The organism is Chryseobacterium sp. (assembly GCF_008831505.1).
GTDB lineage: Bacteria > Bacteroidota > Bacteroidia > Flavobacteriales > Weeksellaceae > Marnyiella.
The window spans coordinates 1,092,603-1,119,314 of sequence record NZ_CP044507.1 but is presented as its reverse complement, the minus strand read 5'-3'; the positions used below and the strand labels follow the sequence as shown (position 1 = coordinate 1,119,314).

Sequence of the window (26,712 nt, the reverse complement as noted above, 5' to 3'; positions counted from 1 at the left end):
GATCAAATTTACGTCTGCGGCTACTGTTTATGCGGAAAGATCATATAAAACTATTCCTTATCTTCATTATCGGACTGCTGAGTGCTTACCTGATCCTATATTATTTAAGTGCAGATAAGGTCGAAAGCGACAAGAGTGCTTCAGTTTCACAGACTGAAATAAAAACCGGTCAGAACCCTGCACGGGAAAATGTTGATGCACTTACTGAAGCCGGCAGGGTAACCAGTTATGTAAAAACCAATAAGGAACTGCCGGATTTCTATTTAACGAAAAACGAAGCGCGGGCTTTGGGCTGGATACCTTCGGAAGGAAACCTTTGTAAGGTACTGCCGGGAAAAGCAATTGGAGGCGATAAGTTCGGAAACAGGGAAAAGCAACTTCCCCAGGGTAAACAGTACTTTGAAGCAGATGTCAATTACAGTTGCGGTAACAGAAACGGCCACCGGATCGTTTATACTAAAGAGGGTGAGGTCTGGTTAACTACCGACCATTACAAAACATTTAAGAAACAGTGAATATTAAGATTAAAAAATAGAAAATCAGGAGATGGAAAATATGAAAACGGTCCATATTGACTTTAGCGATATTGGTGATTTTGAGGATTTTTATGCTCAGGTAAAAGAAAAAATGGCGGTCCCGGCAGATTTTGGCGACAACCTGGATGCTTTTTATGATTTCATAACCGGCCAGGCGGAACAGCCTGTACATCTGGAATTTGTGAATATGACCGTAGATCAGCTGGAAACTTTTGAAGATTTGCTTCTGACTATGGAAGATGCTGAAGATGAAGTTGAAGACTTTGGTTTCTCCTATTATCTGGAGCAGTATGAGGAGGACTGAGCTGCTTAATTATAAAAAGAACGCGCCGGCAGGCGCGTTCTGTGTTTAAGATGTACAGACCGTGATTAGTTGCCAATCACCTCAGAAATAGGTTCTCCAATGTTTCCACTGGGATTTTCAATTTTCAGGATTTGTGCCAGTGTAGGAGCAATATCCGTCATGTGGTAGGGTTTTGTACTCTGTCCCTTCTTTACTCCCTTACCCATAAAGATTAAAGGAATATGCGCATCATAGGAATTCCATACGCTGTGGGTGGTTCCTTTTTTCGCATAATTGGGCAGCATACCGTCATGCGAAATAATCTGAATATCACCGCTTCGCTGCCAGTTATAACCGTTGATAATTCTTGATTTAATAGGTTCCGGGATCGCCGCCGACCCTATTTTAGCCAAATCTACCGCATAAAGTACACGGGGATCCCTGTTCAGTCGGTTGATGATATTTTGTTTAATGTCTTCGGCATCCAGTTTATGCTCCCGTATAAGTTGCTGATTCAGGTAAATCTGATAATTGTCTATGGCCCAAATCAGTTTTTCATGCGTGTACTTCGCTTTAAGTTCTTCTTCCAGATTTTTCTGTAAGCCATCGTCAAAAAGCCCTGTAAGCATCTTGTTCGCCTCCATATAGCCCATTGCATGTGCCCCACCGTGATCTGCCGAAAGGAAAACCAGATAATTATCCTTCCCAACTTTTTTGTCCAGCATGGTGAAGAAATTTTCAAGGTCTTTATCCAATCTCAGGTAAGTATCCTGAATTTCAATGGAGTTGGGACCAAACGAATGTCCCACATAGTCCGTGGATGCAATATTGACTGCCAGGAAATCGGTTTCCTGATTGCGGCCCATGCGGTAAGCATCCAGTGCGGCTTCCGCAACCTTAAGGGTTAGTGTGTTCCCAAAAGGTGTAGTGCGGATAATTCCCTTCTTGGCGGCAAAATCGGCTGCCAGATTAGTGTAAGGAAAAGTAGGCGTCTTTGCGCTGCCCAGTAATTGCTCCCAGGGAACATCGTCGGCAGTACTTTCTGTGTACTGCGCTATAGGCAGCGAAGTGTCCCAACCGTTTGCTACGAGTTTTGCACCCCAGTTCTGCGCATTGAAATCCTTCAGCCACTTTGGCAAATCATTCATATAATAGGAACTCGTAACAAAATGACCCGTACCTTCATCGTACCAGAATGCGCCTGTTGGATTATGTCCAGCCGGCAGAATGGAGGCCCTGTCTTTCAGCGATACCCCTACCACTTTAGACCTGAAGTTGGTTGCTATTCCTAACTGGTCAGTAATCGTAGTACTCCAAAGTTGATGTGGGGAGTGTGCGCCGATCCTCTCGTTGCTGGCGCCAACTCCTTTTACAGAATTATCTGTGGTACAATAGACATTTTTCCCCGTTTCACGGTCTGTCCAGTCATTTCCTGCAATCCCGTGAATGGAGGGCACAGAACCTGTATAGATGGAGGTATGTCCCAATGCTGTAACCGTAGGAACATAATTAATCATCACATTATTAAGGTTAAATCCTTCATTCATAAGACGTTTGAATCCCCCGTTGCCGTATTTCGATTCATAACGGTAGAGAAAATCCCACCGCATCTGATCCACAACGATTCCCACTACCAATTTGGGTTTCCCGGTTCCCACATCTTTCGGCTTCTGCGCGTTTAATGTGAATACAGAGACAAAAACAAGAACAACAGCACTAATTTTTTTCATGAAATTTTGAATTGTATTAGGCTGCAAAGATAAGAACGTTGGAGCGGGAAACTCTGTATGAAGCGATAACAAATTGTTAAGGATCCACCTAAAAATTAGTTGAGAACAAAAGCCAGTTTCAGACCTCCCAAAAAAAGGTGATAAGGCCAAAAATCTGCTAGTAAAAAGCTCCTAATTATCATTATCACATATAAACAGTATTTCAATGTTTCAGGTAAAAGTTTCGCCATTTACAGGCTTTTACCCTGTAATTTTTATTTACTTTTAACCTCATTACGCATATTTTTCTCTCAATTAAACAACCTGACTGGTGGGAATTTAGGATTGGTGTGCGCAACATCTGCTATGTTTTGGATCAAAAAATAAAAAAAATAGAAAATGACGAAAAAAAACATAATCGCGGAAGAAGCCGGCACCAAAGCAGACCCGGAACTTTCGCAGAAACGAAACACAACTATAAAGCAGGAACGCAAACGTGTTTCAACAACTAATAAAGAAGCCAAATCTGCAAGCAAAGTCAGCTGCACCAAAATAAGGACTCTGCCCATGCGGAACGGAAACAAGATCCGTATGCAGTTTACAACGCAGTTTCTGCAGCCCAGCGACTCTTTGAAATCAAAGATTAAATTCCTTAATGAGAAAATCTTTTACAGTGAGGAAGAGGTGGGCGGAACAAAGCTGGAAAACCCTGTTGCCGTTTCAGATCCTGCAGACTGCGCAAACCTCATTCCCGGCACACTGTTCACCGGAAATGAACTGCTTGAATACGGAAGGATAGAAATACCTGAAATTACCGGGCATAAAACAGTCACTTTACGGGCAAGACGCAGCAACAGCGGCAAGATTACAGAAAGCAAAATTGTGCAGGTAAACGGCAACAACTTCCGCGAAGAGGTAACAGCTGCCATTTCCCAACTGATCAACTCGTCTGAATTTCCGGATGACGTGCCGGAAACACATTTGCAAAGTGCAGAAAGCACAATTGAGGATTTCCTAAAACTCAAGACTGCACCCTCGCTGTTTTTTATGGACGCAACTGATGCAAATAGCACTTTTTCGACTGCATCGGCGGCGAACTACTTTTACCTGTTCTCCTTCCGGCAGAATTACGTGAATATCAGCGGTCATCCATCGGTGGATTCTCTCGCGGAGAAAATACGGGCACGCGACGACTGCTTCTTTATTGAGGAGGTGGAATACGGACGTCAGCTTCTTATCATTTTTGAATCCCATATCAGACTGGATAAATTCGGAATAACCCCTACCGGAACTTTGAACTGGGAAAAATTCTGTTCCCGACTTTCCGCAGAACCTGAGGATTCCAACCTCCTCAGACAGATTTCACTTCGTGTTCATGCCGCAGGAAAACCGACCTATATAGAAACTGATGCCAAGAAAGCAAAAGCTACAGTGGACGAATATTTTTCTGCATCCTTCCAGGAATTTCCGCTCATTCCTGTCTCTTTGAGAATATCCGATCTGGAGGGAAAGCCGGTATGCCTAAAGACTGAGGTTTTCATCAGACAAAAGAATAGTTTTACAACCCGGAAGATTCGTGTATCCATAAAATCAATTACCCTACTTCCCTCCGAAGACGCCGTGCGGTCTTATGAACAGCTATCCGGCTGCCTTTGCATTTATATCTACAACGACAAAAACCGGGTAATGCTGGCAGATGGTAAGGAAATGCCTTCCTATCTGGAATCACTAAATCCTCCGACCACGCGCATCCGTTACGGCAGCACTGAACTTCCAATAAACCTGAAACCGGGATTGACTTTGGATCATACCTCGTCGGTACTAAACTGCAAACCCGTTAGCCTTGTGGTGGACAATCTTCAATACAGGATAAAAATTTATCCGGCAGGAAGTAACGGAGACGGTTTCACAGGTGTGTCCGGGAAGCAAACTGACAGTTTCGACAAAACAATTCGTGAACTCATTCAGGAAGGAATTCTTGAGAAAACCTTATTTTTCAACGAGGGAAACTCGCAGGTGGAAGTCACGGTCAATATCTGCCCCTGTTGAAACATTTTCTCAGTAAAAAAGCCTTCCCCAGATACGGGAAGGCTTTAGATCTTTTTTGTACGGCTAATTAGAATTTCAAATCCCCGTTTACTTCTCTTACGGCTTTAGCAGCTGTAGCGAATTTTTCTTTTTCCTCTTCAGTTAAGGAGATGTCAACAATTTTTTCAACACCGTTCTTTCCGATTATTGCAGGAACGCCAAGGCAGATATCGGACTCACCATATTCGCCGTCCAGCATCAGCGAACAGGGTATCATCTTTTTTTGGTCGCAAAGGATTGACTGTACAAGTACTGAAACTGCAGCACCCGGTGCATACCATGCAGATGTTCCCAGGAGTTTGGTTAGTGTAGCGCCACCTACTTTGGTTTCTTCTTCAACATAAGCCTGCTTGTCGGCATCCAGGAATTCAGAAACAGGAACACCATTTCTTGTTGCCTTGCTCATTAACGGAAGCATTCCCGTGTCGCTGTGAGCAGCGATTACCATTCCGTCTACGTCAGAGATGGGGCAATCAAGCGCCTCAGCCAATCTATATTTGAAACGCGCGGAATCCAAAGCTCCACCCATACCGATGATTTTATTTTTTGGAAGACCTGATGTTTTATGCACCAGATAAGTCATTGTATCCATAGGATTGGAAACGACAATGATAATAACTTCCGGAGAATGCTTCACAAGATTAGCGGTAACTTCTTTCACGATACCTGCATTGATACCGATAAGTTCTTCCCTTGTCATTCCGGGTTTTCTCGGGATTCCGGAAGTGATCACAGCTACGGTAGATCCGGCAGTCTTGCTGTAATCGCCTGTAGTTCCGCTTACTTTGGTATCAAAACCATTGAGGGAGGCTGTTTGCATAAGGTCCATAGCCTTTCCTTCGGCAAAACCTTCCTTAATGTCTACTAAAACTACTTCTGAAGCAAAATTTTTCATAGCAATATATTCCGCGCAACTTGCGCCTACTGCTCCTGCTCCTACTACGGTTACTTTCATAATATTTTTTTGTTAATTTATCTGATCCATATGGTGAGACATAACCGGAACACCGGCTGCTTAAAAGTGCTACAAATTTATGAAATTCACCTGCGGTGACCAACTTTACCCGACTATTTTATACTTAATTATTTATGCACCGATGGACTTTACTTAACATGCATCAAGGTCTTTGGAAACATTCTTGCAGTACATTTGGATAAAAATCCATAAAGACAATGAGTTTCGCAAAACAGCTGCATACCGGTTATACCGCGCGGAAATTCAATATTGACAAAAAGAAGACTGAAGAATTCATAGACAGCCTGTTCCGGTTCATTTTCTATCTGGAAAAGAACAGTTGCGCACAGCTTTCAGAAATAGAAAGACGACTCAAAAATTTCAAAATACAGTTTGAAGAAATCCTGGTTTCAGCCAGTAACGGCAGAAACAGCCATGACACCGGTTTTTTCTTTGATACTTTTCCTCAGGTTTACCAGGCTCTTGAGGATGATGCGCGTTTCATTTACGAAAACGACCCGGCTGCACAGAGTGTGGAAGAAGTAAAATTTTCCTATCCCGGTTTCTTTGCGATAGCTGTGTACCGTCTGGCACATGAACTGGTGAAGAACGGCGTACCGCTTATCCCACGGATCTGGACCGAATATGCACACAGTAAAACAGGGATTGATATTCATCCGGGTGCGCGCATTGGAAGAAATTTTTTCATAGATCACGGCACCGGAATCGTAATTGGCGAAACTACTGTAATTGGCGACAATGTAAAACTCTACCAGGGAGTCACACTGGGTGCGCTCTCTGTAACAAAAGAGCTTCAGAACAGGAAAAGGCATCCCAGCATCGGGGATAATGTAGTTATTTATGCCAATGCCACGATTCTTGGTGGGCAAACAGTCATCGGAAGAGATTCGCTTATCGGCGGAAATGTGTGGATCACTGAAAGCGTAGCTCCCAACTCGGTAGTTTTTCATAAAGGGCTTGTAACCGTCCGCAACAAGATACCTGAAAATGAACCCATCAATTTCATTATTTAAGAGGAAGCTAAACATTTAAATTAATCTAACAAAACAGCTATAGTATGAAACTGAATAATGTACTGGAAGCCATTGGAAATACTCCAACAGTAAAGCTTAACACTATTTTTGATAGCAGGGCCGAGATATGGATGAAGCTTGAAAAGCAGAATCCGGGCGGCAGCATAAAGGACCGGATCGCTCTGGCGATGATTGAGAAAGCCGAGAGGGAAGGTAAAATAACAAAGGACACCCTCATTGTAGAACCTACATCCGGAAATACTGGAGTGGGACTGGCTATGGTTTGTGCGGTGAAGGGTTATCAACTGGTGCTTGTAATGCCTGAAAGCATGAGTGTGGAACGGCGGAAACTCATGTCATCGTATGGTGCGAAGTTCGTACTAACACCGCGCGAGCAGGGAACTTCCGGCGCTGTAAAGAAGGCTGCGGAAATGGCTGTAGAACTTGATAATGTCTGGATACCGCAACAGTTTGAAAATGATGCCAATCCGGAAATTCATGCAGCAACTACCGCCAGGGAAATCCTGGAAGATTTCCCGGAAGGATTCGACTACTTAATTACGGGAGTAGGCACTGGCGGTCATATTTCAGGTGTTAGTGCTGTTTTAAAGAAAAAGTTCCCCAACCTGAAAAGTTTTGCGGTGGAACCTATGGACTCAGCTGTGATATCAGGCGGGAAACCCGGTCCCCATCCGCTTCAGGGAATTGGAGCCGGTTTTGTACCGGCGGTGCTGAATACCGACATCCTGGACGGAACAATTTCTGTTGAAAAGGAGGAAGCTTTTGAATTTACAAAACGGCTGGCCCGCGAAGAAGGTATACTGGCTGGGATTTCAACTGGGTCATCGCTGGCGGCAATAAGTAAGCAACTCAGCGAAATTCCGGAGGGTTCCAGAATTCTAACCTTCAATTATGATACCGGCGAAAGATATTGGTCCGTAGAAGGACTTTTTGAAGAGTCTGTATTCCAATATTAAAGGATATTTAAAAATATTTTACAGCAAATCCTGCCGGTCGGCAGGATTTTTTATGAATACATTTTCTGGCATTTGGGACAAACATATGTTTTTCGCTTAACCTTCCCCATTTCCTCAATAATAAGTTCACGCTTGTCTTTGGGGCAAATTTTGCGTCCATATATGAGGGTTTTTTCCTTTACCGTATCGGACTGTTCCAAAAACTCAAATGCGTAATTAACCACCGTCTCAATAAGGAAAACCAGTTTTTTCTCCGGGATATCTTTCACCAGGCTTGCAGGATGAATCTTGGCTCTGTACAAAGATTCAATCCGGATAATATTGCCCACACCGGCAAATATTTCCTGTTCCATGAGCACATCTCCGATCATTCTCTCTTTATATTTATCCTGAACCGTGCTCAGCACCAATTCGCCGTCATAATTATCCTTAAGGATATCTGTCCGGTAATTAAAGTGATCCTGCGGTTTTCCTTCTATTCTTTTAGTATTCGCTATGTAAAAATTAATCTGCGCATCATCAAAATGAAGGTAAAAACTTGCATTAGACTTCTTGCGCTTGTTAATGAGCATGCTTCCAAACAGACCCAGATGTACGGTTACAAAGAAATCCCTGAAAACAAAAATAAAGTTCTTTCCGTAGGAATCAATGTCAAGTAACTGCTGACCTTCAATACCGGTTTTATCCATATCGCCGTAACCGCCTGCTTCGGTAACAGTTTTTTTGCGGAAACGGTTCAGTTTATTCCTCAGGTTTAAAATGGTAGGTCCTTCAGGCATTATTTTTTATTTTTGACATTGGCAGTTTGGTTATAATGCTGGCGCGCAGCAATGCTTGCATTATAAATCTTCTGACGGACTTTCTGCATCCTGCCTACGGGTTTGAGCTCATCTGCATTTTCAAAAGGGTTAAATGACAGGTTTTCGTAGGCCATTGTCCTGTACTCACTTATATCCTGTTTTGGAAGGATAATACGTCCAACTGTGACAAATTTAGTGGATCTTTCGGACCAAATCTTCAATAAATTGTTAACGGGGGTTTTCCTTTCAGTGGTACCAACCTGCACCTGAAAATCGAGGCTAAGCTCTTCCGCAGAAAAATATTCAAACAGTTTTTGGGTTTGGTCCATCAGTGGTTCTTCAGGTGTATTTTTATGTTTTGTGGGTTTCAGCCTTATTTTCACCACCTTATCCCCCAGCCTGTAGCAGCCCACCGAGTGGTAGGCATACGTAGCGATAAATCTTTTCTCAATATCCAGTACCCGCAGTGTATTTCTCAGAATCGACAGTACTTGCCTGTCCCAAAACAGAGACAATCCTGCCAGGACAAGTCCGGGAATCTTTAAAAAGGAAAGCCCATATATCTTACCGCGCGATATAAAGAACCTGTTGGCGTTAATATGGATATTAAGGAATTTAGAAACCGAATTCGTGATAAATACAGGAAGGTTTACAAGAGGAAACCTGGCACTGACAGGTAACCTTTTATTGTATATTTTCACCGAACACCCATATAAAGGATATTCGGGGCCATTTTTGAGAGTAAAGAAATTTGGATGGGAGTAGCGGATAATCACTCCCAGATTATTTCCCTGCAGCAGCTCGGAAATGTCGCCCGCATTATTCTTTACGGGAATAAATTTGCCGCGTACGTAACCGAAAGCCTTGGCATGCGCATTACGTGTAGCATATCTTTTGCCGTTCACTTTTGCTGACAGAAGGACTGCTCTTTTAGTGAGCTTGACATCCTTATCCAGTAATTCCTGCTCCTTAGGTGTGAGCCGGTCCATTTCCGGCGAATAGTAAAGTTCCTTTGCCATAGTTTTTTCAGATGATTTCAGCAAAAATGAAACCATCCGGAATTAATCCGGCAGTCCAAGCAGGAAATGGTATGCTTTCTCTGCACCTATCAGAACCTGGTCATGTTCCTCTTCGCGAACAACATCATTTAAAACAAATCTAAAGTTTTTCCACATAGAGCCTGTACGTTCGCCGTAGCAGCGAAAGTACGGGAAGGTTTTGTCTGAAAAATGCGGATTCCCTTCCAGTTTCTTAGCGATCATCGTACCACCGAGCGTGGAACCTTCCATCACGTAAAGAATTCCCAATGCTTCCGCTTCACAATTGACCTCAATTTCATGGATGTCGTCGCCTGAAGAAATCACGTCTTCCCTTTCCAGATCAAAAAGGTGCAGTTTTCGCCGGTGCCGGAGCATCAGCATGTCGCCATATTTCTCAGAAAGTAAGCGGAAAACTGGTTGCTCAAAAGTTTTTAGAAAAATATAATTGAAAGTAAGCAGCTTCCTGTAATCGTCCGATGTGTAATCATCCTGAAAGATTTTAGAGGAGTTGAATTTCAGCTCCACACTGTCATGAAGCTCCTTGGTTTGATGCTTTAAGATATCTGCTATCATGCTTTTCCCGGTGGTTTTAAAAAGGTAAGGTGGAAAGAGGTTCCCTCATTTTCCACACTGTCGAAAGTGATCAACCCTCCTAACCTGCTCATAATGCGATAAACGATGGAGAGTCCTACTCCATTACCGTGAAATCCTTTGGAATTACTCATACGGTGGAAAATTCTGAACATATGCTCTTGATCCTCTTCGGCGATTCCGATGCCATTATCCTTCACCGTATACACTACCGTGTCGTCCACCACCTTGCCGTTAATCAGGACCCGGGGCTTATCTGTTTTACTGGAATATTTCACTGCATTTCCTATGATATTCAGAAATACCTGGATCAGCATAATCTTATCAGCCATAACAGTTGGACATTCATGGACTGTAATCTCAGTTTCAGGGCAATTCAGCGTAAGCTTCACGTCATAACATATCTTTTCTATCAGTGAGCGAGTTTCCACTTCCTCTACGGCTATCTGTGCAGACTTTGCCCGGCTCAGGTCCAGAACTCCCCTCATCATAAGTTCCATTCCCATAATTTCATCCAGTATACTGGTGACACGTTTCTTCACATCGGGGTTCTTACCATGCGACTTTTCCAGAAGCTGTGCATTCAACTTCATAACAGTAAGCGGGGTGCCCAGGTCGTGAGAGATCGTGTATGAAAAACTATCCAGTTCTTCATTCAGATTCTTCAGTTCGCGGTTAAGTTCCTGTACACGTCTGAATTGCGAATAAGTTGTTTCCAGGATTGTGGCAACCACTTTTTTGGCCGCAAACACATCTTTGTTCTTCCAGGGGCGGGATTTACCTTTTATATCCTGAATATAAGTGGCGAATGACTTTCGTGGCGATATAACCATTTGCTCTATGCCGTCTTTCACTACCGTTTCCATCTGTTTGGACGGATTACCTGCCCAAAGGATTTGGGTATCGATTTCTTTGCGGAACCAGATAAGAAGCTCATTACGCTTGTCATCCGTAAACCCGAACATCACACCGGCCGCATTCTCCAGATTACCGAGATTTCCCTGTTCCGAATCGGAAAAATCGTTGGTGGAATAAAAGTTTTTCAATGGATTTTCGCGCGCATATTTTACGATCTGCAAAATATCCCTGTCTGACGGGACTTCACCGGAAGTTCGGATATGGTCGTGTACAATAACTGCCAGACCATCCGCATCGGGATACCTCCGCATTTCATCTATATTGCTGAAGAGCGAATCCTCCAGACTGTCACAAGCCATCAGCCTGCTTTTAAGGCTGCCGATCTTGTTTTCCAGCTCTATGCTGTCCGACAGCATCTGCGCAGATTTATAAGAAGTATACGCATTTGCTGCCATCACGGTGAAAACTTCTGCACGTATCCTGTTTACCAGATCTATATGCTTGGGCTCCAAATTCTGGCAGGTAACCATGCCCCATAACTTGTTATTGATAATGATTGAAGTGCTGAAGCTGGAGGCCACACCTGTATTTTTCAGGTATTGCCCATGTACAGGCGACATGGCGCGCACTGAAGAATAGGTAAGATCTATCGGTTCCGGATCCTTACTGATGATGGGCACCGGCTCCGAATAGACATCACTGAAAATACGCTTTCTTTTCTTCAGATAAAGTTCCCTTGCCTGGCGTGGAATGTCTGATTCCGGATAATGCAGGTGCATGAAACTCTCAACACCGTCCTTTATTTTCTCGGCAATAACTTTCCCGCTGCCGTCTTCCAGGAAGCGGTAAATCATCACACGGTCGTAATCTATGGCTTCTGACACAGATGACAGCAATTCGCGCCAAATTCCGGCGGAATCAACGGCATTATGAATGCGTTCGTATTTTTTGGAAACAAAACTCCTCTGTTTAAAAAACTCGATTATGGGCTCCATCTCCAGATATACCACGCCATTGTAGCGGTAAATGGTAAGATGATAATGAGCACCCGCAACCTCAAATTTATCCAAAAGGACATCTGTATCAGTCATTCCAGCGATGTCCAGCGATGAAAGCACAGGTGAAGAAAGCAATGGTTCAAAAACTTCCTGTTTCTGCTCAAGTGTTTTACCAAACACAGCCTCATCTATAGGAAAGAGCTGAGTTAAATTCTGACTGTAAAATTTGATTCCTTTGGTATCTGCTTCCAGACCGAGCAGGTAACCGAAATCCTGTACATGACCTGAAATGTGGATCATTTCTTGGTGGCAGTCAATAAAATTCATAGATTATTAATGATAGGTATATGAACAAAGATAATCATTTAATTTAACATAATATACTACTGCTCTTCTTCAAAATAGAGTCTGTAATACTTTCCCTTCTCATCCTGACCGGTTTCAATAAGCTTACGGTCGCCATGAACATAAATATGAAAGTTCTTGTCCAGTTTGATCACACTTTTATAACTGCGGCTTTGCTTCTTAACAGCCGCTTCATTAATGGCAAAATCTTCAGCAATGGACACCTGCATATCCTGTTCGTATTCCGATTTAAAATTACCAAAACTTTCAATAACATTGTCATCTTCCAGCACCTCTTTTGTAAACTGGTCATAATCAAACACTTCCCTCTCCTTAAAAAAGTTAATTGATTTGTTAAGGAAATCTGCCTGATCGGCTTTGGTAGTTTCAAACTCCTGCGGCAGCTGTTTCGTGATATATTCTTTATAAACGGCAAGTGTTTCCTGGGTATGAAAGTATTCATCATCGCGCTGTCTGACCTTCAAAAAGTCCTCAAACCAGTAATACATATCGCCGTTTTTGTTATTATCCACGACCTTCACGGCAAACCCGGTGTCTTTTCCGGAATTATAGATCAGCGCGCCCTTATCAAGTTTGGACAGCCCAATACCGTAATCTTTCTCAACGTCGAATGCATCACCGTTCGGGAAGATTTTCAGGAAAGGACTTTTGTTTTCGGTCTTAAATATTCCGATCGAATCTATTTTATTACCATCTGCATTTTCCTCACCTTCAAAATAGACAATAAAAAGTTCGCCCGTCTGTACCCTGGGATTTTCTGTGATGTCATACAGATGCTGGGCGATATTCTCGGATTCGTAAACGAATTTCGAAGGGTCTTCAAAAATTTCAGAAACTGAGCTGTAAACCGGATTATTTACCAGATAAGTATCACTGTAAAAGCGGAAATGCTCTTCAGATTTAAAGGATTTCAGGAAATAATCTTCCAGGATTTCCTTCATTTCCTCTTCCGGTCTATAATCTTCCTGCGAAAGCACAAGGGCTTCCTGATTGATTTTGTTTCCTACCTTATGTATAATTATCCTGGATATCATTATTATTCAAATTTTAGAGGGCAAAGATATCGCTATTGCCCGAGCCATGGAATTATTTTAGGTCAAAAACCGGGTTATTACGCGCCGGGAAAGTTAAACCAAAATCCCACTGCAGTGGTCACTGTCGCTGCCGGTAGCCGAAGACAGTACATTATTTTCCTGCCGCAGCCGCAAAACGGCCATAAAAGCGAAAATCAGCGCCTCTTTAAATTCCACTACTACGCTTTCCGGTACTGTTAATTTACAGCCGCTTCTGGCAGCTATTCTTTCCAGAAGATAAGTATTGTAAGCACCACCTCCTGTTATCAGCAAATTATTCACTTTATAGTTTTCCAGCGCAAATGAAATCTGGATTGCCGCATGCTCCGTAAAAGTGGCCAGGGCATCGCGGGCAGAAAGTGGTTCAAGCAGCGGCAAAACCTGCCGCTCCACCCATTCGGCACCCAATGACTTGGGGGGAGACTGCAAGTAAAAACCGAGTTCGTTCAACTTTTGCACAACCTTGTGGTCTGCCGTTCCGGTGGCGGCCAGTTGGCCACCGAGGTCAAAAGGCTTACCCACCAATTGGGCAAAACGGTTAAGTACAGTATTCACCGGACAGATATCAAAGGCAATGCGCTGACCTGCGTACTCCAGTGAAACATTGGAAAAACCGCCCAGATTGAGACAGGCTCCATATTCAGCAAAAAGTAGCCGGTCTCCAATCGGAACCAGCGGTGCACCGTTTCCGCCACGCAAAACATCGGCACTGCGGAAATCATAGACCACGGGAACATCATTCAACATTTTTATGGCCCGCCCGTCACCAATCTGCACGGTGAATCCGCGCTCTGGCTGATGAAAGACCGTATGTCCATGAGAACCGATGACATCCGGCGGCGTTAAACCATTTTTTTTAAGAAAGAGGTTCACCTGTTCTCCCAAATATTTGCCGTAAGCTGTATTCAGCGCAAAGAGGTCCTCTGCTGAAATCATCCGCGCGCCGCCTAAATCCTGTTCCCAGGCAGCGGGATATTTAACGGTTTCACAGTTCAGGATACGGTATTTCCAGCCGTCAGCGTGCTCATAACTGAATGACGCGTGACAGATATCCAGACCATCCAGGCTGGTACCGGACATGAGTCCAAGTGCATGGTAAAGCATACTAAATTTTATTTAAGGAACTTCTTTGGTCCACCCTGGCAGACGGGCCTGCTATTTTTTCTGCTCGGGAATCTTCTTGGCGTTGATGTCTCCTGCATTGTTGAGGAAGGTATACTCCGAAAAATCGTCCTTAGCCCTCATTCCGTTGGCTGCCACGAGAGTGGAGCCATCTTTGTTTGTTACATACACCGTGTCGGAGGTGTAAATTTCCTTTTTTGCCTGATCCCAAAACACAGTCTGCATGGCAAACATCTGTCCTTCACTCGTGACCACCTTCACATTACCGCGCGCTTCATAAAAACGCTTCATTTCGGTCATCTTCGCAAATTTTGCAGTGATCCTCCCGGGTTTGGCTGGGTTCTTACGGTCGAAATACTCAATATCAATACCCTTTCTTGCCACCACGTAGGGTGTGTCGATAAGTTCAAATTTTTCAATAAGCGGTGCAGTTGCCCGCATCTTAACCCTTCCGGAATCACGCTGCACAATTTTAGCGTCGTAAATCACCTGCGAAGGAAAGTTTACCTTCTTTGTCTTCGAATTTACGGTGGTAAGATCTTCCTCGCAGGATATAAAAAATATAGCCAGACCCAAAAGGCAGGCTATACTTTTAAATTTCTGACCGCAAAGAAACGCTTTCATTTAGTTATAAAGCCTTTTTTGGAACCAACGGTCTGCAAAGTTGAATCCTACTTTCAGGTTAATATAATTCTGGTTCACCAGGTTATTGTTCAAAGTTCCTCTCTTGCCCAGTTCGACCGCGACATCAAGACCACTCATACGGTTTATTGAGGTGTTTTTGAATGGTAACGTTGCACCGAAGGTCACACCGAATCTGTTAATATCCGTATCGTTAATATGGAGATTACCTTTCTCATAAAACGCACCGTAACGGTAAATTATCCTTTTAAAATAATTCCGGAAGTTGTTAACGTTGGGCAGAATCCAACCACCGGCGGCAACCCTGTATGAATCTTTATTCAGGAAATCCTGGCCCACGAACTGAATGGTCTCACCTCTCCTGTAGTTAACCTGAGAACCTATAAACCAGCGCTGATTATGTCCGAAACCAAGACCCAGTGAGGCTTCCAAAGGCAGCAGGTTATTGGCTGTAGTGTTTGTTTGTTCTATAATGCTTACGTAATTCTTAACTTCGTTGCTGTTATAGAAATAGGTACTGTTTATGTAGGTAGATTCCATCTTACTGCTGTTGCCAAAAGTGGTTGTGGCGCCCAGCGTAAGTTTTCTGTCATTTTCAAATTTTTTCTGATAGGTGGCGCCGGCAGTAAAGTTAAAATTGTTTACACGGTTCCTGGTTTCGTAACCGTTGATCAGCTCGGCATTAGAGGAAACCAATTCGTCAATATCATACAGATTTCCAAAATAGAAATTGGTCCTTAAGCCTAATGCAAAAGCAGGCGATATTTGGTAGGATAACGCAGCCTGAACCGTATTAAGCGATCCCTCTCCATGGTAGGCATTGAGTTTTACCGATCCGTCTGCTTCGGTCTGGGAAACCACCACATCATAACTTTTGGAACTGTAAGGCTGGTAGCCCAGTCCAAACTTCACTTTCTGTGACAGCGGAAAAGCGATAGAAATATTGGAAAGGTAAGTAGAGTGCTTGGTTACCTTGTAATCATTGTAATCTGAGCGGAAGAAATTATTCTCGTTGGTTGCCTCTACCTTGATTGCAGTAAGCTGCAGGTTTTCGTTGGCAGCCGGATTCATAAAGTTGAAACTGCTGTTGAAATCTGTGATATAGGCAGTGGTGAGTCCGGCCATCCCAGTATTTTCTACCGTGTTGTCATATTTTACATCTCCAATACCGTAAGCGGCGTAGGGAGAATTTCCAATATTCTGAGCGTTTAGGAAAAATCCCGCGGTAATGAAGGACAGGGCGAAAATATGTTTCATTCTTAATTTTTAAAATAATGCGCAAATATCCTAATTATAACTGAAACCAGGAAATTTCCTTTGGTTAAAGTTTGTTAAGTGATTATCATCGTAAAACCTGGTTCAGACCCTTCCAACTGCCTTACGGGAACTCCCGGATTACAGCAAAAAGCCTATCTTTGAAACATGGATTGGGACCTTATTGCCGGACAGCAAATGCTGAAGGATCAGCTCAAAAAAAGTATACAGAATCAACGCATCAGCCATGCCCAATTGTTTTTGGGCAAAGAAGGATATGGCACCCTGCCGCTGGCGCTGGCGTATGCCGCAGAAATCCTGGAGCAGGAAAAGCCTACTGCGGCGCAGCGTGTATCGCATCTTAACCATGTGGACCTCCACTTCAGCTTTCCCGTTTTTACAGCGAACAGGTCTTCACTGTCCCAACAGTTCTTTTATCAGTTCAGGGAAATGATACTTGCCAATCCATACTCCAGTTTTGATGACTGGAGCAGTTTTTTGGAGTCCGAGAACAAACAGCTTTTTATCTCGGCCGATGAAGTTGAGGAGCAGAATAAAAAATTCGCCCTAAAAAGTTTTGAAGGCGGCAGTAAGATACTTATTATCTGGCGCGCCGATAAACTGAACGTTCCTGCCTCCAACAAGCTGCTCAAGTTTTTGGAAGAACCGCCGGAAAAGACAGTAATCCTTCTCACAGCCGAAAATGCTGATGATTTACTGCCTACTATCCTGTCGCGTACACAGTTGGTTCAGGTTCCCCGCCTGTCGGACACCGAGTTGGGTGAATATCTGTCAAAGAACTTCCAAATGTCAGAAGACCGGCAGAAATCAGTCATTCACCAGTCGCAGGGCAACCTTAACACCGCCTTAAAACTGATGCAGCAGGAAGGCAGCACCGAATTTGAGGAACTCTTCGTGCAGTGGGTACGCGATGCTTTTCAGGTAAAGAAAAGACCGGAATTCCTGAAGAACATCATTCTTTGGGCACGTTCCATTGCCGGCTGGAACCGGGAAAAGCAAAAAAATTTCCTGGAGTACTGCGCTGAGATGTTCCGCATGGCCATGATACAAAACTACGGGGCACAGGAACTTGTGCACAAAAAAATTGAGTCCGGTAGTTTTAACTGGGACAGCTTCAGCAAATTCATTCATGGCGCAAATATCGAAAGCATCATTACCGAAATAAATGAAGCCGACTATCACCTTCAGCGCAATGCCAATCCACGGATTGTGTGGACGGACCTGGGGATCAAACTATCACGCTACATCCATAAAACTGCGTAAACAGGAAAGCATCAGCTCTTATAAACATCATTCCAAAGCTCACGGTATTTCTGCTTGAATTTCTCTTCAGCGGCACGCGGGAAAGGGAATCCCAGGTCCTGCACAAATACGAATGTAGCTGCCACCTCGGCGGCATCCGGATTCACCCGCAGTTTATGATACTGTTCCAGCCAGACATCGTAATGAGTGATCAGTTCCTCGGCATCACCGGTCAGTTCCGGATAGATCAGGTAGGATTTTTCCAGCAAGAGGTCCCTTATCTTTTGGTTGGAATCCTTAAATACATTTACCTCAAGATACAGGTTTTTGTCTGTATAGCGGCTCAGCGCTTTTTTTGTTCTTGTGAAATGGTAGTTTAACGGACCATACAGCTCAATCAGTGCTTTCTCTTTCCACTGCTGGCCTGTTTTCCTGCGAAGCAAATTCATTTCAAACTGGTTTTTTATTTCAGCCGTAATCGTCTCCGTCCTGCGCTTGAAGACAAGACCCAGAACGGCAGAGATAACAGCACCGCTAAGCAAAGCTGTAAGAATGGTTTTCAGTAATTCGTCCATGCGCAGTTACTAAATTTAAATTGAAGGAATTAAACACCGCCTGTATAATCATTCTATTTTTATTCTACCCTATCCTACTGTGGGTTCATTTTCATCTTTAAGGATTTTTCTTTCCTTAAGTGCGACCAGCATTCTTTCGGTTTTATATTTCTCCCAGTCGAAACGGTCCAGAAATTCGAGACCGGCCCGAAAACCTTTGTTAAACAGTTCAGTCTTTTCCGCATCCTTCATAAAGAAGTTAAGCCAGCTGCTTGGACTGCAGTCTACCGTCTGGATGCTGTGTTTGCTGTAGAAGGTGTATTTAGTAAGGAAAGTTTTGTCATTATAACCGCGCAGTGTATCAAAAATATTCATCAGGTAACTTCCCGGACCTTTAAGTATTTCTTTACTTCCCAGACCATTTTCGGCACCCGCCTCACTGCTGTCCGTCAGCCGCACGCCGAATACAGGAATTCTGGGATAAAAAATATCACTTTCGTGAAAAATATCTATAGGGAAATTGGAAATGCTGCCGCCATCTATGAACACGGCTTCGTCAAACACTCCTTTCGGATCGGCATTCAGCCTGAATTTCCAGGCGCTGATAATTTCCGGCTCGCTGCGGTTAATCCTATGCACCATGGGCTCAAAAAAATAGGGAACAGCCATCGAGGCCCTTACGAATTTAGCGGGGCTTATATCGCAGATGTCTTTGTGTGTCCAGTAAAGATCAGCCATCTTCGGAAATTCTACCTTAATCCGGGAATTAATGTCAGTGGTTATGACAGTATAGTCGGACCGCAGCAGCATAAACGGATTGTTTTTATACAGCTCGGTATTCTTCATAGTTTCAAGAAAAGTCCGGTACCGGTTTTCGTCGATGGAAGCGGCTTTTTCAGCATGGATTTCTTCCACATGATTCAGGGCGTTAAAATAATATTCTGAAGTATTGCCAAAACGGTAATTAAGATTAAGTTCCGCGCCTTTCTTATTATAGACCGCATTAAGTTCTTCCACGGTCTTTATACCGAAATGATCCAGTGTCTGTTTCAGTTTGCGCTCAAAAGCATGACCTGGATTAAGACCGACACGGTTTTTGCGGAAGAGGTCATAATAATAGCGCACCCCGAGAGCGACAATGACGAGTATGGTAAGCGGTACAAGATAAAACCAGATGGAGAACGGACGGAACAGCGTGACTACGGGGAAAAATATGATAATAAGTAGAAGGAGAACCAATAAATACACGCTCCGCTTAAGCAGTTTTGGATTTTTAAGCAGAATGCCGGCCATCGTGCGCACAATGGATTTACCGTCCATAAAATCAACAAAATTCCAGTTAAAAAGAACATCCTTTATCGCAGAACTTTTATTTCGGGATCGGTCACCCAGTGCGGCTATAAGAATAGTGTTAATGGCGCCCGCACTCGTTCCGGCAATCCTCAGGAAGCGTATACCGAAAGTCTCGAGGGCATAAAGATAGCCCACCAGAGCGGTACCCCACACACCGCCGCCCTCCTGGACAAAATTGATATACTGATTACCCTGAGCATCCAGTATATCCGAATATTCCTTTGCCGACAAACGTTCATGCATCGCGGTAAGCATAGCCCTCGATTCCCGGTTGAGCGTATTGTCCTGCAGCAGCTGGTTCAGCTGGTCAGTTTTCATGGTTATCGTTTTTATCCAATGCGGGTAAGGCATTGGGTGTCATTACATAACCAAAATTAGGAATAAAAGAAACGCCCGCATCCGGACGCTCAAAAAAAGGGTGTTTTTCCTGTTACCAGCGTTTCCTGAGCATATACATATAGATGATCAGCACCACCAGACCCATGCCTGCAAGTGTAAGGACATAACCATACGGACTCTGCAGTTCCGGCATATACCTGAAATTCATACCGTAAACACCCGCGATAAAAGTGATGGGAAGGAAGTAGACTGAAAACTGGGTCAGCAGTTTCATCACACGGTTGGCTCTCTGGTCACTGAGTGCCAAAAACATGGAGATCAGGCTGTTTACTTCTGCACTCAGATGATCAAAGTCTGAGTTTACATCGGTGTATTTATCATTCAAATCGGCTATCTGTACAGGTTTAAGCTTCAGCCCGCGGAATCTGTGTATCCATTCAGCCGACATACTGAGCAGGCGTGCGTTCAGGCTGGATTTCCGTTTCAATAGGTAGAGTTCGCGAAGCAACTCATTATTTACGGTGCGCTTGAGAAATACCTCTCGTTCCAGTCCGTCCAGGATCTGCATCAGCGCACTGTATTCATCATTGTAGCTTTTCATCACCTTCAGGGCCAATAACAGCAGAATATTTTCTGCGGTCACTATCTCTGCACTGTCTTTGGCAGAAATTTCCTCAAGAGTATCAGTTACAGTAGCTGTCCTCAAACGGTGCACAGTGATAATTTTGCCCGGCAGCAGGAAAACACTAAGTTTTGTGGAAACATCACTGATGCCGCCCAGGTTTTGTCTTTCGGCATCAGTATTCTCCCGCATGAGAATAAATCTGATTTCCCCGCTCTCCTCATATTTAGGAAGGTGGTCCGGATCCACCGTATCTTCCAGCAGCATCATGTCTATGCCAAACTTTGAATGCAGAAAATCAAGGTCGGTCAAATCAGGCGCTTCTACATCGATCCATTCGCATTGGCTGTTTCTGAAAACGGAAGTAAAGGGCATAGGCTGAATATTAAGATGAGAGGGTCAGGAATAAATTGATAAATTTGTCAAAAATAACGAAACTAATGATCAAAAGTATCATAAAGGGCGTAGGTCATTATGTCCCCGAAAATATAGTCACCAATGACGACCTCTCCAAACTGATGACCACCAGTGATGAGTGGATTACCGAAAGAACCGGAATCAAGCAGCGCCACCACAGGGAAGAACGCAATGATCCTGAGGAAACTACGGCGTACCTGGGTTTCAAGGCATCACAAAAAGCCCTTGAAAATGCAGGAATGACTGCCCAGGATATTGATTATATTATATTTGCTACCCTCTCTCCTGATTACTATTTCCCGGGCAGCGGTGTGGTATTGCAGGACCTTCTGGGCTGCGGAACCATCGGCGCGCTGGATGTACGTAACCAGTGTTCGGGCTTCGTATATGCCATGAGTGTGGCTCATGCCTTCCTGAAGTCCGGTATCTACAAAAATATCCTGGTCGTAGGCGCGGAAATCCATTCCTTCGGACTTGATTTTTCCAATGAAGGCCGTGGCGTTTCTGTGATTTTTGGCGACGGTGCCGGTGCCGTAATCCTTTCCGCTTCCGAGGATGAGAACGCCGGTGATATCCTTTCTGTAAATATGCATTCTGAAGGAAAATATGCCGAGGAACTTTGCACGCTGTTCCCCGGCACCAAGTACGGCTGGAGCGACCGCATGCGTCTGGAGCCGGAAAGTATCACCAGCCGTGAAATCTACCCTATTATGAACGGTAATTTTGTTTTTAAACACGCCGTTACCCGTTTTCCGGAAACCATTACTGAAGCGTTGAAAAAAGCCGGCAAAACCATTGACGACCTGGACATGTTTATCCCTCACCAGGCCAACCTCAGGATTGCCCAGTTCGTGCAGCAAAAAATGGGACTGCCCGACGATAAAATATTCAACAATATCCAGAAGTATGGAAATACCACCGCGGCTTCCATCCCGATCGCGCTCAGCGAAGCCATTGAGCAGAACCGAATAAAGCGCGGCGACCTGGTTTGCCTGTCCGCCTTTGGCAGCGGTTTTACCTGGGGCAGCGTGTTGTTTCAGTACTAAAAAGGAAAAGGTATTGTCAATTAAAAAGCCGGCATTCAAACGTATGAATGCCGGCTTTTCATCTTTAATAATGGAATCTATCTCACCAGTGTAGAATCGGTGCGCACCTCCGTACTGTCGCCCGCAGCCACTGCCGAATCACCAAGGTCATTCACCATTTCATTTTTATAATGATTCTCCTTAAATTCTTCTCTTTTTTCTTTTTCCTGTGCACAACTGCCAACAACTGCAGCTACGGCTATAAGTACAGGGACGATAAGCTTTTTCATAATTTATTTCTTTGTTTTGATTAAAGCAAATATACACTTTTCCGAAAAAGACGGCTAAAAAAAATCCGCAGCCTGAGCCGCGGATTAAGTATAAAATTTAAAGGTCCTAACCCAGATAAGGATATTTGTAGTCTTTTGGAGTAACGAAAGTTTCCTTTACGGAGCGTACAGAAACCCAGCGCAAAAGGTTCATCTTGGAACCGGCCTTGTCGTTCGTCCCGGAGGCACGTGCACCACCAAACGGCTGCTGACCTACAACGGCACCGGTTGGCTTGTCGTTGATGTAGAAGTTACCGGCTGCGTTTTCCAGGGCTTTGTAAGCTTCAGCAATCGCGTAACGGTCTTTTGCAAAGATGGAACCTGTAAGTGAATATGGTGAAGTCTCGTCAACAAGTTTAAGGGTTTCAGCCCAGTTGGCATCATCATACACATATACAGAAAGGATTGGCCCGAAGATCTCCTCACAAACGGATTCGTACTTTGGGTTTTCAGTAAGGATGACGGTTGGCTCTACAAACCAGCCTTTGGAATCGTCGCATTTACCGCCAAAGATCACTTCAGCATCTGCCGCCTGCTCTGCTCTTTCAATATAGCCTTTGCATTTGTCGAATGAATTTTTGTCGATCACAGCATTAACAAAGTTGGAAGGATCTTCAGGAGAACCCATCTTCACTGTTTTCAGCTGAGCACCCACCACTTCCTTAACTTCATTCCAAAGGGATTTCGGGATGTAGGCACGCGAAGCTGCTGAACATTTCTGGCCCTGATATTCAAAGGCACCTCTAACCATAGCCGTAGCCACTTCCTGCACGTTTGCGGACGGGTGAACCATGATGAAATCCTTACCACCGGTCTCGCCCACGATTCGCGGGTAGGTTCTGTAGTTTTCAATATTATTACCGATCTGTTTCCACATGCTCTGGAATACAGACGTAGAACCTGTAAAGTGCAGTCCGGCAAAATCGCGGTGCGCCAGTACTTTCTCGGCAGTTTCCTTACCCGGTGTAAAGATCATGTTGATGACACCGGCCGGCAGTCCGGCTTCGTGCAGGATATCCATGATGATTTTTGCAGAAAGCACCTGCTTGTCGGAAGGTTTCCAAACCACCACATTTCCAAGCATGGCCATACATGTAGGCAGGTTTCCGGAGATCGCGGTAAAGTTAAACGGAGTTACGGCAAAGCAGAAACCTTCCAGCGGACGGTACTCTGCCCTGTTCCAGATTCCGCTGTCGGAAACCGGCTGCTCGCCATACATTTCGGTCATAAACTCCACGTTGAAGCGCAGGAAGTCAATAAACTCACAGGCAGCATCAATCTCAGCCTGGTGCACATTCTTGGACTGGCCAATCATGGTAGCCGCGTTCAAACGGTCTCTGTAAGGTCCGGCAATAAGGTCGGCGGCCTTCAGGAAGATGGCGGCGCGCTGTTCCCAGCCCAGGTCGTTCCACTGTTGGCGTGCAGCCAGGGCACTTTTGATGGCCTGATCCACATGCTGCATATCCCCTTTATAATAGAAGCCGAAATCATGCTGATGGTCCTGCGGCGACTGAAGCTGAACCTTGTCTTCGGTTTTCACCTCTTTGCCGTCTATGATCATTGGGATTTCAAATTTCTCCTTCCACATTTCCTTATAGGTTGCGATCAGGGATTTTACTTCCGGAGAGCCCGGCTCATAGGATCTAACCGGCTCGTTTACAGCAAACGGAACCTGCGAAATGGCTTTTGACATATTGTAAATTTTAATGAATTTGTAAAGAATACAAAGTTACGAAATTTCCGCTGAGCGGAATGCTACTTAAAAGATTGAAAACACTGCTATAATAGGAACTAATTGAGATACAGGTTTGCTTAACAGTAGGGATTTAAGAAAAGTGTTATAACACTTAGCGATTATTTAACTTGAAAAACTTACCGTATGTTCAGGTAAAATTATAGTCGTATCATTCGGGGGTACCTTTTTGATTTGATACTATAGGTCGGACAGTCCAAAAACCCTTTGCGCATTTTGGATATGTTAATATTTACTAAAAATTCCGGTAATCCTATTTAAACAACCAAAAATACGCACTTCAAATACAAACGTAAAGCTTTAATAATCTTATGGTTATTAAAGAATGTTGATTTTTTAACAAAAAACTTTAGGTCATCATATAATATACATATATTTACGTGTTAGCGGTAATTGTACAAGACATACCCACAATGACAGAAACAGAACAATTTTGCCAAATATTACGAGAACGTTCTGCTGAAAATGTTTCGGCTGGTCGACTACTTTTTCAAAATAGACTTTATGGACAACTTATATCAGTTTTAAGACAAGAACTCGACTCTTTAGTTCGAGCAGTTTTTCTATTGAGTAAAGACCTCTCCACAAGACAACATTTTATAACACAAACATTGCAAAATACAAAATGGACACTCCCTAACTCAAGGACAGTAGTTACAGACAGAAATATGGTTGACTTAACAGACAGACTTCACGGTTGGACAAATTCAGTTTATAAATTGGGTTGTGCATTTATTCATTTGTCACCAATGGCTGACTACCGAAACTCAAACCCATTCCAACAGCTTGATCAAACTGAAATAATTGACATAAAGCAACATTTACATAACTATCACGGCTTCCACTTGAATGACGATTTGAATATGGACACAGTTAGTCCATATTTATTACGAGTTCTTGACAAAGTGTCGAGCAACTTAGAATGTTATATTGAATATTTAGAAAATAACCAAGTAAGTAGTATTCAAACCTTATGACGGGAAAAAGAACTACCGCTAACAAGGTATTGCCAAAAGCGGGGCTGAACGGCTTCGATTGAACATTTTTGCAAGGTTCAACATTTGTTCTTCGATTGAACTTTCGTGCTAAATATCCCCGCCTACGGCAATACCAAAAACGTTGTAGGAAATGCCACCAAAAAAACCATACAAAAAAAACAAATAAATAGAAATTTATGGCAAGAAACGTCGCAAAAGTTGGACCTCGTTATTCTTCACAACCTTGTTATTGGTGTGGACGAAATATTAAATATGGGAAATCCGTTTATCCAGGAATAGTTGATTCTTTAAAAGGAATGCTTAGTTTTTGGGATGCAAAATGGGTTTATTGTTCTGAAAGATGTAAAAAAGCACATACTCGAAGTAGAAAGTAATGGATTCAATTGATAAAAATAACTGCGAAAATTTTATAACTGACCAAACTAATTTCTTAAATGGTATCTTTAAGAAATCTACAGATTTGAAAAATGAATTTACGCAATCTCTTATATCAAAAACATCAAATATTTTTGATAATGTTAATTCAAAAACTTCAAATTTTATAGATGATACGCATGATAAATTTATCATTTCAAAAGCAAAAACTTCTTATTCCACGCAAGAAAAATATTTATCATTTACGAATAAAATAACAGATATTACAGAAGACATAACTTTTAAAAATTTATTTTATAATTCACTTGATTTATTTCCTGTAGTTGAATTAGCACAATATTTTGGAAAAGATTTTAAAACTAAAACTTTTAAAGAAAGAATTATTCTAGAATTAATTTTATATGCTCTCAATATATTTGAAAAACACAAAAACGCAGTCTTGAAAGAGATTGAAAATGAAAAAGAAGCAAAAAGATTAAATAAAAAATATAATAAGGACGAGAAAATAAGAGCAATTATAGCAGAAACAAAAAAAGATTTAGAAAAATTGCGGAGTAATAAATATTACGACCAAATTCCTGAATTTTTGAGAGACCATAAAGAAGATATACCAAATAACAAAATATTTTCTATTTTAACAAGATTTTTTAAATTATAATTATTCCTATTAACAATGGATTTATTTTTAATCGTTCAAAATATCGCTCCATCATACAATTCAGTGCAAAATGAGATTGAAGAAATTATTAAAAGTAATCCAAAGAAATCTAAGGATGAAATCGCTAACATTTACGGAGACCGTTTGATAAAAAATTATACTTCAATTGGTGTAGTATCTGCATTACCAAGTGCGATACCAGGAATTGGAACAGCAGTGCAAGTTGCAACTGAAGTAGCATCTGTATCAGGCGATTTATTGTTAATGTTGCGTTGGATGTCCGCAATGTGTTATGGTGTTGCATTTATTTATGAAAAAGATATACAGTCTGATTTCAGCAAAGAATTTATCAAAATTTTGGGTCTTTGGTGCGGAGCATTAAAGGTTGCAAAGGATAGTGCTACAAGAATAGGAACAAAAGTCGCTATTGTTCAGTTTAATAAACAAGTTTCAGGAAAAGTTTTTCAAAAAATTAATCAAAAAGTAGGAACAACAATTATTACAAAATTTGGGGCTAAAAGAGGTGGAATAGCAATTGGGAAATTAATTCCTTTTGGAATTGGTGCTGTCGTTGGTGGCGGATTCAACTATTTTACTATGAACGGTTTCAAAAGACAAGCAATAGATTATTATAAAACAGATGAAATTAATGATTATTTAATTATTGAATCATAAACACGCTAAAAAGGCACTTCCTACA

26 protein-coding genes are annotated in these 26,712 nt (G+C 42.8%); 11 read left to right on the top strand and 15 right to left on the bottom strand.

Annotated features, from left to right (window positions below; genetic code table 11):
• Window positions 1-29 precede the first annotated feature (29 nt).
• Together F7R58_RS05275 and F7R58_RS05270 are read left to right on the top strand one after the other, a co-directional pair.
• Window positions 30-515 carry a ribonuclease domain-containing protein gene (locus tag F7R58_RS05275; RefSeq protein WP_158063900.1) on the top strand — a complete coding sequence of 162 codons (486 nt, stop codon included), beginning with the start codon at window positions 30-32 and terminating at the stop codon, window positions 513-515.
• A gap of 40 nt (window positions 516-555) precedes the next feature.
• Window positions 556-840, top strand: coding sequence for a barstar family protein (locus F7R58_RS05270; RefSeq protein WP_158065395.1), 285 nt, complete (start codon window positions 556-558; stop codon window positions 838-840).
• Between the two features lie 65 nt (window positions 841-905).
• On the opposite strand, the gene pafA is transcribed toward F7R58_RS05270, so the two are convergent.
• Complete coding sequence (gene pafA / locus F7R58_RS05265; protein WP_158063899.1) at window positions 906-2,549, bottom strand: alkaline phosphatase PafA; 1,644 nt, start codon at window positions 2,547-2,549, stop codon at window positions 906-908.
• Between the two features lie 378 nt (window positions 2,550-2,927).
• Between pafA and F7R58_RS05260 the strand changes: the two genes are divergently transcribed.
• A complete protein-coding gene (locus F7R58_RS05260; RefSeq protein WP_158063898.1) occupies window positions 2,928-4,577 on the top strand; it encodes a hypothetical protein in 1,650 nt (549 codons plus the stop codon).
• Window positions 4,578-4,644: 67 nt separating this feature from the next.
• Here the strand turns inward: F7R58_RS05260 and F7R58_RS05255 are convergent, their stop codons facing one another.
• Window positions 4,645-5,571: a malate dehydrogenase gene (locus F7R58_RS05255; RefSeq protein WP_158063897.1), complete on the bottom strand. Its 927-nt coding sequence runs from the start codon at window positions 5,569-5,571 to the stop codon at window positions 4,645-4,647.
• 218 nt (window positions 5,572-5,789) lie between these two features.
• Between F7R58_RS05255 and epsC the strand changes: the two genes are divergently transcribed.
• On the top strand, window positions 5,790-6,605 hold the full coding sequence (gene epsC / locus F7R58_RS05250; RefSeq protein ID WP_158063896.1) for a serine O-acetyltransferase EpsC: 816 nt from the start codon (window positions 5,790-5,792) through the stop codon (window positions 6,603-6,605).
• 44 nt (window positions 6,606-6,649) lie between these two features.
• Window positions 6,650-7,582, top strand: coding sequence for a cysteine synthase A (cysK, locus tag F7R58_RS05245; RefSeq protein ID WP_158063895.1), 933 nt, complete (start codon window positions 6,650-6,652; stop codon window positions 7,580-7,582).
• 50 nt (window positions 7,583-7,632) lie between these two features.
• Here the strand turns inward: cysK and F7R58_RS05240 are convergent, their stop codons facing one another.
• The 8 genes from F7R58_RS05240 to F7R58_RS05205 all read right to left on the bottom strand — a co-directional run bounded on the left by F7R58_RS05240 (window position 7,633) and on the right by F7R58_RS05205 (window position 16,329).
• Entirely contained in the window at window positions 7,633-8,361 is a 729-nt protein-coding gene (locus tag F7R58_RS05240; RefSeq protein ID WP_158063894.1) for a DNA-formamidopyrimidine glycosylase family protein, read from the bottom strand.
• Window positions 8,361-9,401: a hypothetical protein gene (locus F7R58_RS05235; protein ID WP_158063893.1), complete on the bottom strand. Its 1,041-nt coding sequence runs from the start codon at window positions 9,399-9,401 to the stop codon at window positions 8,361-8,363. Before F7R58_RS05235 ends, F7R58_RS05240 begins: the two co-directional genes overlap by 1 nt.
• A gap of 42 nt (window positions 9,402-9,443) precedes the next feature.
• Window positions 9,444-9,995: a biliverdin-producing heme oxygenase gene (locus F7R58_RS05230; RefSeq protein WP_158063892.1), complete on the bottom strand. Its 552-nt coding sequence runs from the start codon at window positions 9,993-9,995 to the stop codon at window positions 9,444-9,446.
• The gene (locus tag F7R58_RS05225; protein ID WP_158063891.1) at window positions 9,992-12,196 is read right to left on the bottom strand and encodes an ATP-binding protein; all 2,205 of its coding nucleotides are present in this window, start codon (window positions 12,194-12,196) and stop codon (window positions 9,992-9,994) included. Before F7R58_RS05225 ends, F7R58_RS05230 begins: the two co-directional genes overlap by 4 nt.
• Before the next feature lie 56 nt (window positions 12,197-12,252).
• Window positions 12,253-13,269, bottom strand: coding sequence for a nucleoid-associated protein (locus F7R58_RS05220; protein ID WP_158063890.1), 1,017 nt, complete (start codon window positions 13,267-13,269; stop codon window positions 12,253-12,255).
• Window positions 13,270-13,362: 93 nt separating this feature from the next.
• Window positions 13,363-14,412, bottom strand: coding sequence for an anhydro-N-acetylmuramic acid kinase (locus F7R58_RS05215; protein ID WP_158063889.1), 1,050 nt, complete (start codon window positions 14,410-14,412; stop codon window positions 13,363-13,365).
• 51 nt (window positions 14,413-14,463) lie between these two features.
• Entirely contained in the window at window positions 14,464-15,054 is a 591-nt protein-coding gene (lptC, locus tag F7R58_RS05210; protein WP_158063888.1) for an LPS export ABC transporter periplasmic protein LptC, read from the bottom strand.
• A complete protein-coding gene (locus F7R58_RS05205) occupies window positions 15,055-16,329 on the bottom strand; it encodes a hypothetical protein (RefSeq protein WP_158063887.1) in 1,275 nt (424 codons plus the stop codon).
• A 165-nt stretch (window positions 16,330-16,494) separates the two neighbouring features.
• Between F7R58_RS05205 and F7R58_RS05200 the strand changes: the two genes are divergently transcribed.
• Window positions 16,495-17,610 (top strand): ATP-binding protein, encoded by a 1,116-nt coding sequence (locus F7R58_RS05200; RefSeq protein ID WP_158063886.1) that lies wholly within the window; start codon window positions 16,495-16,497, stop codon window positions 17,608-17,610.
• Between the two features lie 11 nt (window positions 17,611-17,621).
• Here the strand turns inward: F7R58_RS05200 and F7R58_RS05195 are convergent, their stop codons facing one another.
• From F7R58_RS05195 to F7R58_RS05185, 3 genes are all read right to left on the bottom strand, one after another.
• Complete coding sequence (locus tag F7R58_RS05195; RefSeq protein WP_158063885.1) at window positions 17,622-18,164, bottom strand: hypothetical protein; 543 nt, start codon at window positions 18,162-18,164, stop codon at window positions 17,622-17,624.
• A gap of 69 nt (window positions 18,165-18,233) precedes the next feature.
• A complete protein-coding gene (locus tag F7R58_RS05190; RefSeq protein ID WP_158063884.1) occupies window positions 18,234-19,814 on the bottom strand; it encodes a patatin-like phospholipase family protein in 1,581 nt (526 codons plus the stop codon).
• A gap of 112 nt (window positions 19,815-19,926) precedes the next feature.
• The gene (locus tag F7R58_RS05185; RefSeq protein WP_158063883.1) at window positions 19,927-20,832 is read right to left on the bottom strand and encodes a CorA family divalent cation transporter; all 906 of its coding nucleotides are present in this window, start codon (window positions 20,830-20,832) and stop codon (window positions 19,927-19,929) included.
• 65 nt (window positions 20,833-20,897) lie between these two features.
• On the opposite strand from F7R58_RS05185, the gene F7R58_RS05180 reads away from it, so the two are divergent.
• Entirely contained in the window at window positions 20,898-21,920 is a 1,023-nt protein-coding gene (locus F7R58_RS05180; protein ID WP_158063882.1) for a 3-oxoacyl-ACP synthase III family protein, read from the top strand.
• Window positions 21,921-21,997: 77 nt separating this feature from the next.
• Here the strand turns inward: F7R58_RS05180 and F7R58_RS05175 are convergent, their stop codons facing one another.
• Window positions 21,998-22,189, bottom strand: coding sequence for a hypothetical protein (locus F7R58_RS05175; protein ID WP_158063881.1), 192 nt, complete (start codon window positions 22,187-22,189; stop codon window positions 21,998-22,000).
• A 106-nt stretch (window positions 22,190-22,295) separates the two neighbouring features.
• A complete protein-coding gene (gene pruA / locus F7R58_RS05170; RefSeq protein ID WP_158063880.1) occupies window positions 22,296-23,921 on the bottom strand; it encodes an L-glutamate gamma-semialdehyde dehydrogenase in 1,626 nt (541 codons plus the stop codon).
• A 473-nt stretch (window positions 23,922-24,394) separates the two neighbouring features.
• Here pruA and F7R58_RS05165 point away from each other — a divergent pair, with 473 nt between their 5' ends.
• From F7R58_RS05165 to F7R58_RS05150, 4 genes are all read left to right on the top strand, one after another.
• On the top strand, window positions 24,395-24,958 hold the full coding sequence (locus tag F7R58_RS05165; protein ID WP_158063879.1) for a hypothetical protein: 564 nt from the start codon (window positions 24,395-24,397) through the stop codon (window positions 24,956-24,958).
• Window positions 24,959-25,155: 197 nt separating this feature from the next.
• Window positions 25,156-25,353 (top strand): hypothetical protein, encoded by a 198-nt coding sequence (locus tag F7R58_RS05160; protein WP_158063878.1) that lies wholly within the window; start codon window positions 25,156-25,158, stop codon window positions 25,351-25,353.
• Window positions 25,353-26,012 carry a hypothetical protein gene (locus F7R58_RS05155; protein ID WP_158063877.1) on the top strand — a complete coding sequence of 220 codons (660 nt, stop codon included), beginning with the start codon at window positions 25,353-25,355 and terminating at the stop codon, window positions 26,010-26,012. The genes F7R58_RS05160 and F7R58_RS05155 overlap by 1 nt, the downstream gene beginning before the upstream one ends.
• 15 nt (window positions 26,013-26,027) lie before the next feature.
• Window positions 26,028-26,687 (top strand): hypothetical protein, encoded by a 660-nt coding sequence (locus tag F7R58_RS05150; RefSeq protein WP_158063876.1) that lies wholly within the window; start codon window positions 26,028-26,030, stop codon window positions 26,685-26,687.
• Window positions 26,688-26,712 lie beyond the last annotated feature (25 nt).

Coding starts and splice junctions, on each gene's coding strand:
- F7R58_RS05260 (WP_158063898.1), top strand. CDS start 2,928: ATGACGAAAAAAAACATAATCGCGGAAGAAGCCGGCACCAAAGCAGAC.
- F7R58_RS05270 (WP_158065395.1), top strand. CDS start 556: ATGAAAACGGTCCATATTGACTTTAGCGATATTGGTGATTTTGAGGAT.
- F7R58_RS05275 (WP_158063900.1), top strand. CDS start 30: ATGCGGAAAGATCATATAAAACTATTCCTTATCTTCATTATCGGACTG.
- cysK (WP_158063895.1), top strand. CDS start 6,650: ATGAAACTGAATAATGTACTGGAAGCCATTGGAAATACTCCAACAGTA.
- F7R58_RS05160 (WP_158063878.1), top strand. CDS start 25,156: ATGGCAAGAAACGTCGCAAAAGTTGGACCTCGTTATTCTTCACAACCT.
- epsC (WP_158063896.1), top strand. CDS start 5,790: ATGAGTTTCGCAAAACAGCTGCATACCGGTTATACCGCGCGGAAATTC.
- F7R58_RS05235 (WP_158063893.1), bottom strand. CDS start 9,401: ATGGCAAAGGAACTTTACTATTCGCCGGAAATGGACCGGCTCACACCT.
- F7R58_RS05190 (WP_158063884.1), bottom strand. CDS start 19,814: ATGAAAACTGACCAGCTGAACCAGCTGCTGCAGGACAATACGCTCAAC.
- F7R58_RS05185 (WP_158063883.1), bottom strand. CDS start 20,832: ATGCCCTTTACTTCCGTTTTCAGAAACAGCCAATGCGAATGGATCGAT.
- F7R58_RS05180 (WP_158063882.1), top strand. CDS start 20,898: ATGATCAAAAGTATCATAAAGGGCGTAGGTCATTATGTCCCCGAAAAT.
- F7R58_RS05155 (WP_158063877.1), top strand. CDS start 25,353: ATGGATTCAATTGATAAAAATAACTGCGAAAATTTTATAACTGACCAA.
- lptC (WP_158063888.1), bottom strand. CDS start 15,054: ATGAAAGCGTTTCTTTGCGGTCAGAAATTTAAAAGTATAGCCTGCCTT.
- F7R58_RS05230 (WP_158063892.1), bottom strand. CDS start 9,995: ATGATAGCAGATATCTTAAAGCATCAAACCAAGGAGCTTCATGACAGT.
- F7R58_RS05150 (WP_158063876.1), top strand. CDS start 26,028: ATGGATTTATTTTTAATCGTTCAAAATATCGCTCCATCATACAATTCA.
- F7R58_RS05255 (WP_158063897.1), bottom strand. CDS start 5,571: ATGAAAGTAACCGTAGTAGGAGCAGGAGCAGTAGGCGCAAGTTGCGCG.
- F7R58_RS05220 (WP_158063890.1), bottom strand. CDS start 13,269: ATGATATCCAGGATAATTATACATAAGGTAGGAAACAAAATCAATCAG.
- F7R58_RS05240 (WP_158063894.1), bottom strand. CDS start 8,361: ATGCCTGAAGGACCTACCATTTTAAACCTGAGGAATAAACTGAACCGT.
- F7R58_RS05165 (WP_158063879.1), top strand. CDS start 24,395: ATGACAGAAACAGAACAATTTTGCCAAATATTACGAGAACGTTCTGCT.
- F7R58_RS05225 (WP_158063891.1), bottom strand. CDS start 12,196: ATGAATTTTATTGACTGCCACCAAGAAATGATCCACATTTCAGGTCAT.
- pafA (WP_158063899.1), bottom strand. CDS start 2,549: ATGAAAAAAATTAGTGCTGTTGTTCTTGTTTTTGTCTCTGTATTCACA.
- F7R58_RS05195 (WP_158063885.1), bottom strand. CDS start 18,164: ATGGACGAATTACTGAAAACCATTCTTACAGCTTTGCTTAGCGGTGCT.
- F7R58_RS05215 (WP_158063889.1), bottom strand. CDS start 14,412: ATGCTTTACCATGCACTTGGACTCATGTCCGGTACCAGCCTGGATGGT.
- F7R58_RS05200 (WP_158063886.1), top strand. CDS start 16,495: ATGGATTGGGACCTTATTGCCGGACAGCAAATGCTGAAGGATCAGCTC.
- F7R58_RS05175 (WP_158063881.1), bottom strand. CDS start 22,189: ATGAAAAAGCTTATCGTCCCTGTACTTATAGCCGTAGCTGCAGTTGTT.
- F7R58_RS05205 (WP_158063887.1), bottom strand. CDS start 16,329: ATGAAACATATTTTCGCCCTGTCCTTCATTACCGCGGGATTTTTCCTA.
- pruA (WP_158063880.1), bottom strand. CDS start 23,921: ATGTCAAAAGCCATTTCGCAGGTTCCGTTTGCTGTAAACGAGCCGGTT.